The following is a 13984-nucleotide window of genomic DNA, read 5'->3' on the forward strand; positions in this document are numbered from 1 at the left end:
GTCTTGCCGGGCGCACCACAAACTGGCACACAATCTTGCGGTAATGGCAAGATGCCCCTATGGATCCCAAGACGGATGAAGACGTGCTCGACACGGTGGGGCCGCGGCTGCGTGCGTTGCGTCGTGACCGCGGCATCACCCTCGCCGACCTCGCGGTGACGACCGGCGTGTCGGAGAGCACCCTGTCCCGGCTGGAGAGCGGGCAGCGCCGGGCGAGCCTGGAACTGCTGCTGCCGCTGGCCCGTACCTATGACGTTCCGTTGGACGATCTCGTCGGTGCCCCGCGCAGTGGCGACCCCCGGATCCACCTCAAGCCGATCAGGCGGTTCGGGATGACGTTCGTGCCCCTGTCCCGGCGACCGGGCGGTGTGCACGCGTTCAAGATGATCATTCCCGCCCAGCAGGAACCACTCGAACCGACCCCGCAGACCCACGAAGGCTTTGAATGGCTCTACGTGCTCAGCGGACGCCTGCGGCTCGTGACCGGCGAGCGCGACCTGACACTGCCGCCCGGTGAGGCGGCCGAGTTCGACACCTCTTTGCCGCACTGGCTGGGCAGCGCCGACGGCGGCGTGGTTGAGCTTCTCATCCTGTTCGCCCTGCAGGGAGTGCGCGCGCATGTACGCACCGACCCTCATCGGTCGTCTCAGGCCGGGAGCCGACGGTGAACTCAGCGAAGGATTCTGTATTCCCGCCGGCAGCGAGCCTCACCGCGCAAACGCCGCAGTTGACAATGTCGCACCCGCAGAGATCGACCGGGTCGAACGCCAGTGGACACGAACCGCGTCAGCGACCATCGGCCAGTGACCAGGCCCCGGGCCCTTCGCCGGGCCCTACACCCGCTGCGGCCGTCCTGATTCACCCGCTGCACTGGGCCGCAGTTACTTAGCGTTGTTTTTCCGTGAGAACTACCTCCGGCAGCGGCGGGATCAGCGGGTCATCGCCATCCACCAGCGTCCAGCAAGCCACCACGTCTTCCGAAGGCCACTTGCCACATACCCGCCCCTTGCCGTCGGTCTTTCGGGCGTTCCCCGATCAGCTCAACGAGGTTCCCCAGCGCCAGGAAACGGCCCCCGAACCTACCGGCGGGTTACTTGCTCCCCGGTGTCCGAGCCAGGACGACTGGACCGTCACCCAGAGCCCCGAGCGGCTCTCCCTGCCGTTCCCGACCGCGCTCTGCGACATCTTCGAGTGCACCCCGACCGACCTCATCGCGTCCCGGGCCAATGCCGTTCCGCGGCGTACCGCCCCCGGCGAAACGGCGGGGGCGGCTGAGGGGGTCGTTCCGCTGCGTCCCAAGCGCGCCCGGATCGATCCGAACGGTGGGTAGACCCTGGCCCCTGGCCGAGAGGGTGGACGCGCTCTTGGATGACGGCACCGGGCGACCGAATCCGCAGTTGGAGCCGCTGAAGGAAGCGATCCTGGCCACGCCCAGGCACCGGAGCGTCTCATCCTGGATCCGCGGCCCCAAAGCCCGCCTGCCCCTGCGCGAGCCGGCGGAAGGCAGCCTGCCGCTCACCCATCGGGCTTTCCACGAACACCCCGAGTGGCGGGCCGCCGCGCTCCGGGCAGCTGCCTGATCACCTACCGACGACTCCGCTCATTGTGTTAGCCGTGCAAGTGGTGCCAGGAGGCGGCTGGCGTGCTCATACGCCTGGGACAGCCCCTGACAAGTGGGGGTTCTCCTGGTGCGTGGCGGTGAGCCTGACGCTGCTGAGGCGCCAGCCGTGCGGTGTCCGGACGGCCTCGTTGTCGTAGAAGCCGACGACCAGCCATCGGTCCGGCCCGTCGCCTGCCCGTTCCCTTGGCGCCCAGTGTTCGGCGCGGACGTGCGCGTGGAGGGTCGCGCGGTCGCCGTCGATGTCAACGACGTGGCCCGTGATGGTGTGGTGGGTGGCGGAGAAGGGGGCGAAAGCTTGGCCCAGCACTTGGACGTACTCGTCGAGCGGGACGGTCATGGGTGGCAGGCCGATGACCGAGGAGAAGTCGAGGGTCACCGAGTCCGTGTAGACGAGGGAGGGGCGGCGGGTGAAGTCCTTGAGGTCGGCGATGTCGGCGTAGCGGCCCATCAGTTCGATCAGTTCGATGCGGTCGGCGAGCGTGGTCATGAAGGGCTCCCTGCGGACTCGGATGCGGGCGCGGGTAGTGGTTTCGAGGTTCGGGACCGGTGGCTCATCGCGAGGATGCCGTCCATCAGCCGGGCCGGCAGGAAGCGGGCGAGGGGGATGATGAAGGCGGCGTCCGTGCCGAGGGTGTACCGGGTGCGCGGGCGGGGCGTGGTCGCCACTCGGGCGATCGTGGCCCCCGCCTTCGCCGCCGGTACGGCGCGTTCCAGGAAGGCTGTGTTCGACGACACCGTCGCGTTGATGAGGCCGCCGTAGAGACGCTGGTGCTCGGCGCTCATCTCGGCGGCGAGTCCGAGGGAGATGTCACCGCTGCGGGCGGCCATCTCGGTCCGGACGCCGCCGGGCTGGACGAGGACCACCTGCACGCCGTGCGCCGAGACCTCGCGGCGCAGGGAGTCGCTGGCCGCTTCGAGGGCGAACTTGGTTCCCGCGTACGCCCCGAAGACGGGCAGCGCGGCCACCCCGCCCACGGAACTGATGTTGACGACCCTGCCTCGGCTCCGCCGCAGGAAGGGCAGGAGTTCCTGGATGACGGCGATGTGCCCGAAGAGGTTCACCTCGAACTGCTCGCGCCACAGGGAAAGGGGCAGCACCTCGACGGGGGCGTTGATCTCGATCCCTGCGTTGTTGACCAGGACCCGCAGGACCCGCCGCTCGGGGTCGTCGGCGATCCGCCTGGCCAGAGCCTCGATGTGTTCCGAGACGGTGATGTCCAGGGTTACCGGTTCGATGCCGTCGCCTCGGACGGCATCGGCCTCACTGTCGGTGCGTACTCCGGCGAGGACGTGGTAGCCCATTGCGGCGAGGGCTCGCGCCGTCGCGGCTCCGATGCCTGACGAGGCGCCGGAGACGACGGCGAGTTCGTTCTTCTGAGGGTTCTTCCGCGGGTCTTTCCCTGGACGGGTCACAGCGGCGTTTCCTTTCACGAGGCAGAGGGCTCGGGCGCATCGAGGGGGAAGCGCGTGCCGGTCAGTTCCTCCGACACCTCCCACAGCCGCCGTGCCGCCGAGCCGTCACGCGCTCGGGCGGCCCGCCCTACCAGCGTCGGCGCACCGCGCATGCCCCACAGCCGGTCGGGGCCGACATAGCTGTCGCCGGGAAGGTCCGCGGTGGCGGCGTAGAGCGTGGGCAGGGCGCCGTCCTCGGCGCTGTGGGCGACGAGCCCGACGAGGAACTTCTCGACGCGGAAACCGAGGGAGGGGTTCTTCTCCGCTCGCATCAGGTTCGTCGAGGAGATTCCGGGATGCGCGGCCGTCGAGATGACGCGTGATCCCGCGCGGGTGAGTCTGCGCTGGAGTTCGGCGGCGAACAGGAGGTTGGCCAGCTTGGACTGCGTATAGGCGGCGTTCGGCCGGTACGGCCTGCGCTCCCACTGGAGGTCGGAGAAGTCCAGGGAGCCGATCCGGTGCCCGAGCGAGGCCACCGTGACGACCCGCTCCCTGATGCGCGGGAGGAGCAGATTCGTCAAGGCGAAGTGGCCCAGGTGGTTGGTCCCGAACTGCAACTCGAATCCGTCCGCGGTCCGTGAGAGCGGCCCCAGGGAGAGACCGGCGTTGTTGACCAGCAGATCGACGGGGCCCGCGAGGCCGTTGGCGAACGCCCGGACCGAGGAGAGGTCGGCGAGATCGAGGGCACGGACCTGGACCGGGCCCGTCATGGCCGCAGCCGCGGCTTCTCCCTTCTCCGGATTGCGTACGGCCAGAACCACCTGCGCACCGTGCTCGGCGAGAACGCGGGCGGTGACGAGTCCGATACCGCTGGTGGCGCCGGTGACGACGGCGGTGCGGCCGGTCAGGTCGGGAAGGTCTGCGGGAGAGAATCTGGACATACCGCGAGAGTAGTCATTGACAACATTGTTGTCAATGAAAACATTGTGCTGAGTAGGCTGACCCCATGTCTGACACCACCGAGCAGCGGCCCTACCACCACGGGAATCTCCGCATGGAGCTCCTCGACGCGGCGGAGCGCAGCCTGAGGACGCACGGGGTCGAGCAGCTCTCCCTGCGGGACCTCGCACGAGATATCGGCGTGAGTCACGCGGCGCCCCGTCGGCACTTCGCGGACCGCCGCGCGCTGCTCGACGCCCTCGCAGAATCGGGGTTCGTCCGCCTGGGCGCGAAGCTGCGGACCGCGGTTGACGAGATCGACGACGAGGACGACCTGCCCGCCCGCCTGCACGCGTTCGCGTCGGCCTACGCTCGGTTCGCCACCGAGAACGCCGCGCTGACCGGGCTGATGAACTCCAGCAAGCACCGCCCAGGGGCGACCGCGGTCGCAGAGGCTGCCGCAGCCGCCTTCGGGCAGATCAGCGACCTGATCGAAGAGGGCCAGGAGCGAGGCGAGCTGGAGGAGGGCGACCCGGAGGGCATCGGGCTCATCGTCTACGCCACCGTCCTGGGGATCACGTCCATGGTCAACAGCGGCATGATCGAGCCGGAACGGCTCGAAGGACTCGTGGACACCGCGGTGACACAGTTCCTGCGAGGCGCCCGCCCGGCGCAGCAGCGCTGACCAAACCGCAAGATCGCACCCCCGGCCGACAGCGAAACCCCCGCAGCTCGGACAGCGCCGAACTGCAACCGAACACGGCCGCCACGACCAATCCACCTCATTGTGTCGGGTGCTCTCAGAACGGTGCGGTCTCTTCCAGGAAAGGTCATGGAGCCCATCGTGCGGGCCGGGGCGGCAGCAGGCATGAGTACGGGCGCTCAGCCCTCCGGGAGGGTGATCGGGGCTCTGTGCTGTTCGGCCGAGGTGGTGGGTCAGGATGGCGGCATGGAGAACTGGTTCCGCACCTGCTACGACGACGAAGATCTGTGGTTGTGTTTCGAGGCCGACGGCGAGGGCTGGGCGGTGCGTCAGGTCGAGTTCCGGGGACAGGACTGGCAGCCGGTGACGGCCGCGTCCTTGGCGGAGGTCGCGCACGTGCGTGATCATGCCGATCGCGCAGTGATGGGCCGCTACGAACGGCAGTACGGCGTTCTCGCCGACGGCCACCGACGGGTGGCAGGAGTAGCCCCAGGCAGCCGAGATCTGTGCGGAGGAGTTCTGGTCTGAGGCAAGGCAGGATCTGGGCGGCTCAGTCTGCCCCCGAGCGGTACCCGCGCCTGCCGAGCGCACGGGACCGCGCTCCAGGCGATCATCGACGGTGGAAAGAGGTGCCCCGCCCGCTGGGGCAGGGCACCTCCGCCTACCAGCGGCCGTGCACCTGCGGACGGATCAACTCGTCGTAGACCTCGCGGACCGCGGCGTGCACCGACTCGGAGAGCGGGGCAGAGTCCGCGGCCGCAGCGTTCGCGCGGGCCTGCTCGGCGTTGCGCGCCCCCGGGATCACCGTGCTCACCCCCTGCTGGTCCAGAATCCAGCGCAGTGCGAACTGCGCCATGGTCATGCCTTCGGGGACCAGGGGGCGGATGCGCTCCACCGCGGCCAGACCGGTTTCGTAGTCCACCCCGGAGAACGTCTCGCCCACGTCGAACGCCGCGCCCGAGCGGTTGAAGTTGCGGTGGTCGTCCTCGCCGAAGGAGGTCTGGGCGGTGTATTTGCCCGAGAGCAGTCCGCTGGCCAGCGGAACCCGCGCGATTACGCCCACCCCGGCCGCACGCGCCTCGGGCAGCACCTGCTCCAGGGGCTTGTGGCGAAAGGCGTTCAGGATGATCTGCACGGTGGCCACACCGGGCCGGGCGATCGCGGTCCGGGCCTCGGCGCAGGTCTCCACGCTCACTCCGTAGGCACGGATGCGCCCTTCCTCGACCATGGCGTCCAGATCGTCGAACACCGCGTCGGTGGCGTACACGTCGGTGGGCGGACAGTGAAGTTGCACCAGGTCGATGGTGTCCACTCCGAGGTTCGCGCGGGAGCGGTCGTTCCAGGCCCGGAAGTTGTCCGGGTTGTAGGCGGCGGGCTCCTGCTCGACACGGCGCCCCATCTTCGTGGCGACGGTGAGCTGCGGGTATTCCTTCAGCAGCTGCCCGACGAGACGCTCGCTGCGGCCGTCGCCGTAGACGTCGGCGGTGTCGATGAAGGTGATCCCCGATTCCACCGCCGCGCGCAGTGCCTCAAGTGCGTCGTCCTCACTGACCTCACCCCATGCCGCACCGATCTGCCAGGCGCCGAATCCGACCGCGCTGACGTCCAGGCCGGTCCTACCGAGTCTGCGTGTGTCCATGGGCGCCGATCCTACGCCCGAGGCGTCTGCCCTGCGCAACGGGACGGCCACCCTGCCGGTGGGCGAACAGGACAGACCCTGGATCCGAGGTGGCGGTATGGGCAATGGCCGGTGGCTCCTACTGAGAAAGGTGGTGGTGTCGCCGCGCCGGTCGCTTCCCCACAGGTGAGGGGCGGGCGCCCCGAGAGGCTCGAACACACCGCGACCACTGCTTCTTTCCGACGTGGCGGGTCCGTCCCTACTCACTCCGCACCGGAGGAGACAGCCCCCGACACCTAGGCACTCCTGCTCATGCGCCCGCGCCCGCGGGGCAACGACGATGGGGAAATGAACCATCCCATGCCTCCCCGTCCGCCATTGCCGCCCCGGACGACGTCCGCCTACTTCCTCCAGTCGGCGATCTCCTTCGGCGCCTCGTTCATCGGACTCGGAGTGGGGGTGGCCTACCTGCCCGTCGATCCGTGGATGCGGGCGTTTCTGGCCATAGGACTGCTCTTCGTCATCACCTCCTCGTTCACCCTTGCCAAGTGCGTGCGCGACAAGCAGGAGGAGGCGGCGTTTCGCCAGTGGAGCGGCTGAACGCGCGCCTGGCGACAGGGGTCCGGCGCATGGGGAGTTCGGCCGCCCTCGTCGGTCACAACCGGGAGGCGAGAAGGCGAATCGTTCGGCATGGATCTCCTGTTTCGTCGATCGACGCACCGAGGGGCGAGTGACCGGGGACGGCCGCTCTGTCCAGATTGCGCACCGTGCTCGCCAAATGGCGCAAACCCTTACGGAGAAGGCTTTTCAGGAGAACCGCGGAGCCGTCTGCCGCGTCGCACTCATCAGACCGGTTCCGACGGGGGAAGGCGGATCAGGAGTGGACGCTGACAACGGAGTGGAGAAGCCGGCCCGTTCCCGGAGGGGGATCGGCTCTCTGGTGGCGGGACTCCTCGTTGCGGTCCTGGGCGGCCTGCTGATGTGGGTGGGCTCGGCCGAGTCCTCCGACCACACCGGTCGGGCACCGGCCAGGGTCGTCCTGGTCGAGCAGGATCAGCCGACCGACGACGCGACGGTCTACGTCTCCTACAGCGCCGAGGGCTCCGAGCACTCCGAAGTCGAGCTGAACGGATCGGTTTCCGCCGAACTCCCTCCTGGCGCTCGGACCACCGTGGCCTATAGCCCCGACGACCCCGGCCACCCCGTGGCACTCACCGATGCCGAACAGGGCTGGAGCCGTGCGTCCTGGGCCGGTGGCCTGCTCCTGGGCTGTACCGCGTTGGTGCTGTTGGCGCGCGCGACCCGGTTGCGCCGCCCGCCGGGCTGCCAGGGGCCGCCCGACCACAGCTCGATCTTCTAACGGCCGGACAGTCGCAGCCCCGGGGAGTGGAACGGCCCGTGCGCCACGGCGAACAGGACACACGTTTGGGCCCGCTCCCCACCGTTCCCGGAGCGGAGGAAACTCGTTCAGGCAGCCCCTGCCACCGCTTCGATCCTCATCGAAGCACGCGCAACCGCAGGTTCGTCGTCTGCGACGTGTGGGTCAGGTCGAGGCGTTCGAGCCTGACATTGGTTCCGCCCGGGTGGTCGAACAGCCGGACGCCGTCACCGAGCAGGACGGGAACGATGAACACGATGATCTCGTCGAGCACTCCCGCGTCGAGGCACTGCCGGGCGATGCTGGCACCGAGGATGTTGACGTACTTGTCGCCGGCAGCGGCCTTTGCCAGGGCGACACCGGAGTCGAGGTCGCCGACGAAGGTGACACCCGGAACGGGTGTGGCCGGGGCCCGGCGGGTGAGCACGAACTCCGGCCCCTCCCATCCTCCGCCGAACGCCTTGCCCTCTTTTTCGGTGCCTCGATGGGGGTCGTCCCCGCCGAACGTGCGGTTGCCGACGAGGAGCGCACCGACCCTGTCGATGAGCGCGTCCACCGTCGGGTCGGGGCCGGAGTACTCGGCCAGCCAGGACATGTCCCCTCCCGGACCGGCGATGAATCCGTCCAGCGACATCGTGACCGAGTACAGCGTCGTTGCCATGGTCCACCTTCACCGAGATCGTGCGGTCGTCAACTGTTGAGACTGCGGACCACGCAGAAAGTCACCGGCGCAGGAGGGGTGAGGCGCCTGGGCCGCACCTGCTGTTGCGGACGGCACGGGAGGGCCGCCCCGGTCCAATGGTTACTGACGGTACCCCGACAGGAAGCGGCCGATCCGGCTGATGGCGGTCTCCAGGTCGTCCGCGTGGGGCAGGGTGAGGATACGGAAGTGGTCGGGGGACGGCCAGTTGAAACCGGTTCCCTGCACGATCTGGATCTTCTCCTGCAGCAACAGGTCCAGTACCAGCTTCTCGTCGTCGTGGATCTTGTGCACCTTGGGGTCCAGACGAGCGAACGCGTACAGCGCTCCCTGGGGTTTGACGCATGAGACGCCCGGGATCGCGTTGAGGGCCTCCCAGGCGCGGTCACGCTGCTCGTGCAGCCTTCCTCCAGGAAGGACGAGGTCCGTGATGCTCTGCCGCCCGCCCAGCGCTGCCTGGATCGCGTACTGGGCCGGGACGTTGGGGCACAGCCTCATCGCGGCCAGCATGGTCAACCCCTCCAGGTAGCCGCGGGCCTCGTGCTTGGGGCCGGTGACCGCGAGCCAGCCTGAACGAAACCCCGCGACCCGGTACGCCTTGGACAGGCCGCTGAAGGTCAGGCACAGGACGTCGGGAGCCAGCACGGCGCAGTTGTGGTGGATGCGACCGTCGTAGAGGATGCGGTCGTAGATCTCGTCGGCGAACACCAGCAGGTCGTGGCGTCGGGCGATGTCGAGCAACTGCTCCAGCAGGGCGCGCGGGTAGACCGCCCCGGTGGGGTTGTTGGGATTGATGATCACGATCGCCTTGGTTCGGTCGGTGATCTTGGCTTCGACGTCAGCGGGGTCGGGGCACCAGTCGGCGGACTCGTCACAGATGTAGTGCACGGCCTTGCCGCCGGCGAGCCTGGTCACGGCGGTCCACAACGGGAAATCGGGGGCGGGGATGAGCACCTCGTCGCCGTCGTCAACGAGGGCCTGCACCGCCATCGACACCAGTTCGGACACGCCGTTGCCGAGGAAGACGTCGTTGACGTCCAGCCCCGTCACGCCCTGGGTCTCGTAATGCTGGGCAACAGCACGCCGACCGGCCAGAATGCCCTTTGAGTCGCTGTAGCCGTGCGCCTCGGGCAGGCTGCGGATCATGTCCTGCAGGATTTCCTCGGGAGCCTCGAACCCGAACTGCGCGGGGTTTCCGGTGTTGAGCCGCATCACCGTGTGCCCGGCCTCTTCCAGGGCGTTGGCGTGCTCGATGACCGGACCGCGGATCTCGTAACAGACCCCTGACAGTTTGCTCGACGGCGTGAACCGCATCCGACACCCTCCCGTTGGCGTTCCGGGCTCCGCGGGACTGCTGATCCCGAAACGTTTGCATACTTGGTTCTACCAAGTATGCACTTGGAAAGTCCAACTTGATGGCTAGACTGCTCGCATGCCGCGACGAAGTTACGACCAGTACTGCACCGCAGCCCGCGCCCTCGACGCCATCGGCGAGCGCTGGACCCTTTTGGTGGTCCGGGAACTGCTGGCCGGCCCCCGCCGCTACACCGACCTGCACACCGACCTGCCCGGCGTGAGCACCGATGTGCTCGCCGGGCGCCTCAAGGACATGGAACGCGACGGACTGGTCCACAAGCGCCGCCTCCCCAAACCCGCCAATGCCCAGGTCTACGAGCTGACCGAGCGCGGGCGCTCCCTCCTCCCGGTGATCACGGCGCTGGCGGCGTGGGGCGGACCGGACCTGGTCGAGCGACGCTCCACCGACGCGGTGCGCGCCCACTGGTTCGCGCCCGTCCTGCTCGCCTTGTTCGCCGGGATGGCTCCGGACGCGGACGCAACGGTTGAAGTCGTCCTCGACGAGGGGGTGTTCCGCCTCCGCCTGGGCCAAGACCCCGGTTACACCCATGGGCCGGCCCAGGGCACAGCCGAGGCCAGGGTGGAGACCGACCTCTCCACCCTGGGCGCCCTTGCTTCAGGGGCGATGACCTGGACCGGCGCGCTTACCGCCAACCGGGTCAGGGTGATCGGCGACGGTCCGGTGGCCGATGCTCTGCGCACCCCGGTCAACGACCGCGCCCCGACCGGACCTCCCGTGGCCAGAAGCTCGACCGCTGGCTCGACGCGTTGAAGGTCGCCAGGTCCCGCCCGATCCTCGCCGCCGGCCAGAAGTCCGGACCGCACGGGAGGCCGACCGCATCACTACCGTGTCCGGGGCCCGACCGTGGTGTCGATCCAGTCGGCATAGGCCGTGGCATCACTCCACGCCCCAGGGCCGACGCAGCTCGGGGCGCTCGTGAAGTCCCCGCCCCGGGCCGTTGGGCCATCGGAGCCGGGGGCGCGCTTCCGGGCCTCCTCGGTGGGGTGCTCGGAGCAGAGGGTGCTCGCGGCGTCGATCCCCGTACGCCGGTCGTCGGAAGGTTGTCGAAGTCGTCGGCATGCCCCAGGCAAAGCTGGAAGGGGACCGGCATTGGACGCGAGCCAAGATCCCCGTCCCGGGCGATCTGACGCCCGACCGACTTTCGACGACGGCTGCCCGGCGCAGATCCTACTCCGTTGCCCCTGCCACCATCCTGGGACGGGGGAAGTGGGAGCGGTGCCGCCTACCGGATCTTCATATGGACACGCATCTGCTCGGCAAGCCGATCGAGTTCGGCCGCCTCGGCGGGCGAGGTGTTGTTGAGTCCGCTGTATAGGGCCGTCGGGCTGCGCAAGAAGCGCCGGAGCACGGCCACGAGCAGCCCTTCCGGCAGCGTCCGCAACGCGACGAACCCCCGGGGCACCGGTGGCGTCGGCATGGCGGCCAGGTTCTGCCGCATGAGGTGGAGCATCCGGCGGAGCGCGTCCGCGTCGTCGGCCAGCGCTATTGGACCGCCCGCCGCCCGTACCGCTTGCCCGAGCGGTACGGAGAACGCGGCGTGCGTCCTGAGCCGGGCCTCCATCCGCGGCTCGTGCTTGGCGCTGATCCCGGCCACACGGAACTCGTCCACGATCCGCTCCGGGCGCGGGGTGGTCCGATTGTCGGGTTCGCCGATCGGTACGGCCACCCGGCGGGTCACGAAGTTGGCCGCGCGGTAACGGACCACGTCGCCGTCCATCGTGCCGCCTTCTGTGGGGGAGCCGAGCAGTACCCGTTCGTGGCCGATGACCGCGCCCAGCGGCTCCGCGCCCGCCGCCCAGCCGAGCATGAACAGCACGTCGCCTTCCAGGCCGACGAGCGACTCCAACACCGCACCCACCTGATGCGCGCGGACGAGGACGGCGGTCAGGTCGTACCCGCCGGCCGGCTGCTCGACCACCGGCACCGGTACCCGTCTGACGGCCGAACTGTCCTCCTCGGCGAGCTGCACGCCGTGCCGGCGCAGGGCGGCCAGGCGCTCGCCCCGGGCCAGGAGCGAGACGTCGTGTCCCGCCTCATACATGCGAACGGCGAACAGGCTGCCGGTGACCCCGGCACCGTACACGAGCAGTTTCATTGCACTCCTTTTTCGCACGATCGTTTAATTCATACGTTTGTTTGATCCAAACGTATGTACAGTACACTCCCATGGCGCCACCCGACACCCGCACCCAGATCCTCGACGCGGCCGAACGCCTCTTCGGCGAGCGCGGATACCGTGGCACATCGGTCCGCGCGGTCACCGACCTCGCGGGAGCGAACCTGGCCGCCGTCGGGTACCACTTCGGCTCGAAGGCGGAACTCCTGGCCGCGGTCGTCCGCCGCGTGGTCGATCCCATCAACGCCGCGCAGCGCGCCGCGCTCGATCGGCTGCTCGACCGGACACCGGACCCGTCGGTCGCCGAACTGGTGGAAGCGTTCGCGGGGCCGCTGTTCGACGAGACGCCGGCCGACGACGAGGGGGGCGCCCGGACGTCCCGGCTGATCACGACGATTCTCAGCGACCCGGCCGAGGAGGCGCGCAGCTGGACCGGTCCGGAGCAGGACACGGTCGGTGAGCACTACCTGGCGGCCTTCGCGCGCGCGTTGCCCGGCCTTGCCCCGGAGGAACTGCGGTTCCGGATGCGGGGGATCCTCGCCGTGGCGGCCGTGGACCGTATCGAGGTCAACACCCCGGACTCCACGGCCTGCCCGGCCCCGGTGGTGGGCAAGGCGACCCGGCACTGGACGATCACGTTCCTGACGGCAGCGATGAGCGCACCACCGACCAGGCTCTGACGACTCGCGTCGGCCACGACCAGCTGAAACCGATCCCCTCGCACGCGCGCGGCAGGGACGGCTCCCGTCCCCTTGGCGAACGGCGTCCTCGGCTCCGGGCAGTCCCGGAGAAGGCGCCAAAGCCCCCCGGGCTGGCCGGCAGGAAGAACCGTGGCGCCGAGCCAACGGCAGAGGACGGCCCTCACGCAGACGAGGCCCCTCATCCTTCTGCTCCGACCAGCGCGTTTGCGCACCGTTGGCATCGGGATAGGCGGACCTGCCGGTCGCGGCCCCCGATACGGCCGACCGCTGACGAACAACAGCGGTTGAGTCTCAAGCGGCTTGAGACCCGATAGTGGCGCTATGCACGACAACGACCTGTACCCCATCGGGGACGCCGCGCGCCGATCCGGCCTGAGCGTCAGCACCGTCCGCTTCTACTCCGACGCCGGGATCGTCGCCCCCACACGCCTGACCGAGGCCGGCTACCGGCTCTACGACGTTCACGCCATCGCCCGCCTTGAGTTCGTCGCGACCCTGCGCGAACTCGACGCCGGTCTGGAAGAGATCCGCCGGGTACTCCACGGCGAGTCAACCCTGCACGACCTCCTCACCGCGCATTTGCGCATCGTCGAACGCCAAGAACGCGCCCTGCGCGCCAAGACAGCCGTTCTGAGAACCCTGGTCCAGCAGGAGGGAACCGCCGCCCAGACGGTGCTCCTGGGCAAACTCGTCTCGATGCCCGACAGGGAGCGCGAACAGCTCGTCAACGACTTCTGGAACGAAGTCGGCGCGAACCTCGACGTGCCCGCCGAGTTCGTCGAGCGACTGCGGCAGCTGCGGCCACGACTGCCGCAGGACCCCACCGCCGCTCAACTGGAGGCCTGGATCGAACTGGCCGACCTGGTCGGGGACCGGGAGTTTCGCGAAGCGGTCCGCGCCTATCTCCGGTTCACCTACACGACCGAGCCGGGCAAGCTCATGGCCGCCGCACCGGTGCAGGAGTTCATCTACGAAACGGGGGGGGCCGGTCATGGAGGACATCGCCGCCCTCCAGCGTTCAGGGGTGCCGGTGGAGTCCCCACGCGCCCAGGAGGCGATCACCCGCCTGGTCCAGGCCACCACCGCCCTCGACGAGGAGCCGGACAGCGCCGGGAAACGGGAGGGGATGGCCGCGTACTTCACCGAGATCATCACGCTCATGGACGAGGAGGGAGCGGTGGAGGACCCCTGGTTCGACAGCACGCACGGCAGGTACATCGGCCTGGTCGCGGTGATCAACGGGACCCCGCCCGACGGTGAGGAGGACGAAAGGATGCTCTTGGCGTGGCTGGCGGCGGCCCTGCGCGCGTCAGTCCCCACAGACTGAACCGCTGGACGACGCCCCCGTCGCGGTGGGGACGGCCCACCGCCAAATCCTGGAAGGATCCTTCTCAACCCCTTGAAACAACTGCGCTGCCAAAGAGTCGGGGGTGGTCGA

The 13984-nt window shown here is 68.9% G+C and carries 18 protein-coding genes and 1 pseudogene; 11 read left to right on the forward strand and 8 right to left on the reverse strand.

The genetic code is table 11. The features are described from left to right. Positions 1-59 precede the first annotated feature (59 nt). The 3 genes from AC0VYP_RS12325 (at position 60) to AC0VYP_RS12335 (ending at position 1580) form a co-directional block, all read left to right on the forward strand. On the forward strand, positions 60-668 hold the full coding sequence (locus tag AC0VYP_RS12325; protein WP_475469734.1) for a helix-turn-helix domain-containing protein: 609 nt from the start codon (positions 60-62) through the stop codon (positions 666-668). 320 nt (positions 669-988) lie between these two features. After that, entirely contained in the window at positions 989-1330 is a 342-nt protein-coding gene (locus tag AC0VYP_RS12330; RefSeq protein WP_475469735.1) for a hypothetical protein, read from the forward strand. Further along, complete coding sequence (locus tag AC0VYP_RS12335) at positions 1323-1580, forward strand: hypothetical protein (protein ID WP_475469737.1); 258 nt, start codon at positions 1323-1325, stop codon at positions 1578-1580. The genes AC0VYP_RS12330 and AC0VYP_RS12335 overlap by 8 nt, the downstream gene beginning before the upstream one ends. Positions 1581-1646: 66 nt before the next feature. Here AC0VYP_RS12335 and AC0VYP_RS12340 read toward each other — a convergent pair whose 3' ends face one another. From AC0VYP_RS12340 to AC0VYP_RS12350, 3 genes are read right to left on the reverse strand one after another with little or no spacing between them, the layout of a single operon-like run. After that, entirely contained in the window at positions 1647-2108 is a 462-nt protein-coding gene (locus tag AC0VYP_RS12340; RefSeq protein WP_285759828.1) for a nuclear transport factor 2 family protein, read from the reverse strand. After that, positions 2105-3034: an SDR family NAD(P)-dependent oxidoreductase gene (locus AC0VYP_RS12345; RefSeq protein WP_475469739.1), complete on the reverse strand. Its 930-nt coding sequence runs from the start codon at positions 3032-3034 to the stop codon at positions 2105-2107. The genes AC0VYP_RS12340 and AC0VYP_RS12345 overlap by 4 nt, the downstream gene beginning before the upstream one ends. Before the next feature lie 14 nt (positions 3035-3048). Then, complete coding sequence (locus AC0VYP_RS12350; RefSeq protein WP_285759830.1) at positions 3049-3954, reverse strand: oxidoreductase; 906 nt, start codon at positions 3952-3954, stop codon at positions 3049-3051. A gap of 65 nt (positions 3955-4019) precedes the next feature. On the opposite strand from AC0VYP_RS12350, the gene AC0VYP_RS12355 reads away from it, so the two are divergent. Further along, positions 4020-4637, forward strand: coding sequence for a TetR/AcrR family transcriptional regulator (locus AC0VYP_RS12355; RefSeq protein ID WP_475469741.1), 618 nt, complete (start codon positions 4020-4022; stop codon positions 4635-4637). Between the two features lie 147 nt (positions 4638-4784). Then, positions 4785-5183 carry a hypothetical protein gene (locus tag AC0VYP_RS12360; protein WP_475469743.1) on the forward strand — a complete coding sequence of 133 codons (399 nt, stop codon included), beginning with the start codon at positions 4785-4787 and terminating at the stop codon, positions 5181-5183. 133 nt (positions 5184-5316) lie between these two features. Here AC0VYP_RS12360 and AC0VYP_RS12365 read toward each other — a convergent pair whose 3' ends face one another. Further along, positions 5317-6294, reverse strand: a complete 978-nt coding sequence (locus AC0VYP_RS12365; RefSeq protein ID WP_285759833.1) for an aldo/keto reductase — start codon at positions 6292-6294, stop codon at positions 5317-5319. 339 nt (positions 6295-6633) lie between these two features. Here AC0VYP_RS12365 and AC0VYP_RS12370 point away from each other — a divergent pair, with 339 nt between their 5' ends. Together AC0VYP_RS12370 and AC0VYP_RS12375 are read left to right on the forward strand one after the other, a co-directional pair. Then, positions 6634-6873: a YiaA/YiaB family inner membrane protein gene (locus AC0VYP_RS12370; RefSeq protein ID WP_432707482.1), complete on the forward strand. Its 240-nt coding sequence runs from the start codon at positions 6634-6636 to the stop codon at positions 6871-6873. 280 nt (positions 6874-7153) lie between these two features. Next, the gene (locus AC0VYP_RS12375) at positions 7154-7633 is read left to right on the forward strand and encodes a DUF3592 domain-containing protein (protein ID WP_285759834.1); all 480 of its coding nucleotides are present in this window, start codon (positions 7154-7156) and stop codon (positions 7631-7633) included. 136 nt (positions 7634-7769) lie between these two features. Here AC0VYP_RS12375 and AC0VYP_RS12380 read toward each other — a convergent pair whose 3' ends face one another. Both AC0VYP_RS12380 and AC0VYP_RS12385 read right to left on the reverse strand, forming a co-directional pair. Then, positions 7770-8312, reverse strand: a complete 543-nt coding sequence (locus AC0VYP_RS12380; RefSeq protein ID WP_285759835.1) for a dihydrofolate reductase family protein — start codon at positions 8310-8312, stop codon at positions 7770-7772. Positions 8313-8453: 141 nt separating this feature from the next. Further along, complete coding sequence (locus AC0VYP_RS12385) at positions 8454-9665, reverse strand: pyridoxal phosphate-dependent aminotransferase (protein WP_475469745.1); 1212 nt, start codon at positions 9663-9665, stop codon at positions 8454-8456. Between the two features lie 118 nt (positions 9666-9783). Between AC0VYP_RS12385 and AC0VYP_RS12390 the strand changes: the two genes are divergently transcribed. Beyond that, on the forward strand, positions 9784-10479 hold the full coding sequence (locus AC0VYP_RS12390; RefSeq protein ID WP_475469746.1) for a winged helix-turn-helix transcriptional regulator: 696 nt from the start codon (positions 9784-9786) through the stop codon (positions 10477-10479). 472 nt (positions 10480-10951) lie between these two features. On the opposite strand, the gene AC0VYP_RS12395 is transcribed toward AC0VYP_RS12390, so the two are convergent. After that, on the reverse strand, positions 10952-11824 hold the full coding sequence (locus tag AC0VYP_RS12395) for a ketopantoate reductase family protein (protein WP_475469747.1): 873 nt from the start codon (positions 11822-11824) through the stop codon (positions 10952-10954). 71 nt (positions 11825-11895) lie between these two features. Between AC0VYP_RS12395 and AC0VYP_RS12400 the strand changes: the two genes are divergently transcribed. Together AC0VYP_RS12400 and AC0VYP_RS12405 are read left to right on the forward strand one after the other, a co-directional pair. Then, positions 11896-12525 carry a TetR/AcrR family transcriptional regulator gene (locus tag AC0VYP_RS12400; protein WP_475469748.1) on the forward strand — a complete coding sequence of 210 codons (630 nt, stop codon included), beginning with the start codon at positions 11896-11898 and terminating at the stop codon, positions 12523-12525. A gap of 342 nt (positions 12526-12867) precedes the next feature. Beyond that, positions 12868-13029, forward strand: a pseudogene (locus AC0VYP_RS12405) (MerR family transcriptional regulator); the annotation flags it as partial. A gap of 66 nt (positions 13030-13095) precedes the next feature. On the opposite strand, the gene AC0VYP_RS12410 reads toward AC0VYP_RS12405, so the two are convergent. Beyond that, positions 13096-13539 carry a hypothetical protein gene (locus AC0VYP_RS12410; RefSeq protein WP_475474364.1) on the reverse strand — a complete coding sequence of 148 codons (444 nt, stop codon included), beginning with the start codon at positions 13537-13539 and terminating at the stop codon, positions 13096-13098. Between AC0VYP_RS12410 and AC0VYP_RS12415 the strand changes: the two genes are divergently transcribed. Further along, positions 13538-13873, forward strand: a complete 336-nt coding sequence (locus AC0VYP_RS12415) for a hypothetical protein (protein WP_475474365.1) — start codon at positions 13538-13540, stop codon at positions 13871-13873. The genes AC0VYP_RS12410 and AC0VYP_RS12415 overlap by 2 nt on opposite strands. Positions 13874-13984 lie beyond the last annotated feature (111 nt).

This window comes from Nocardiopsis sp. iso_186 (assembly GCF_056173365.1).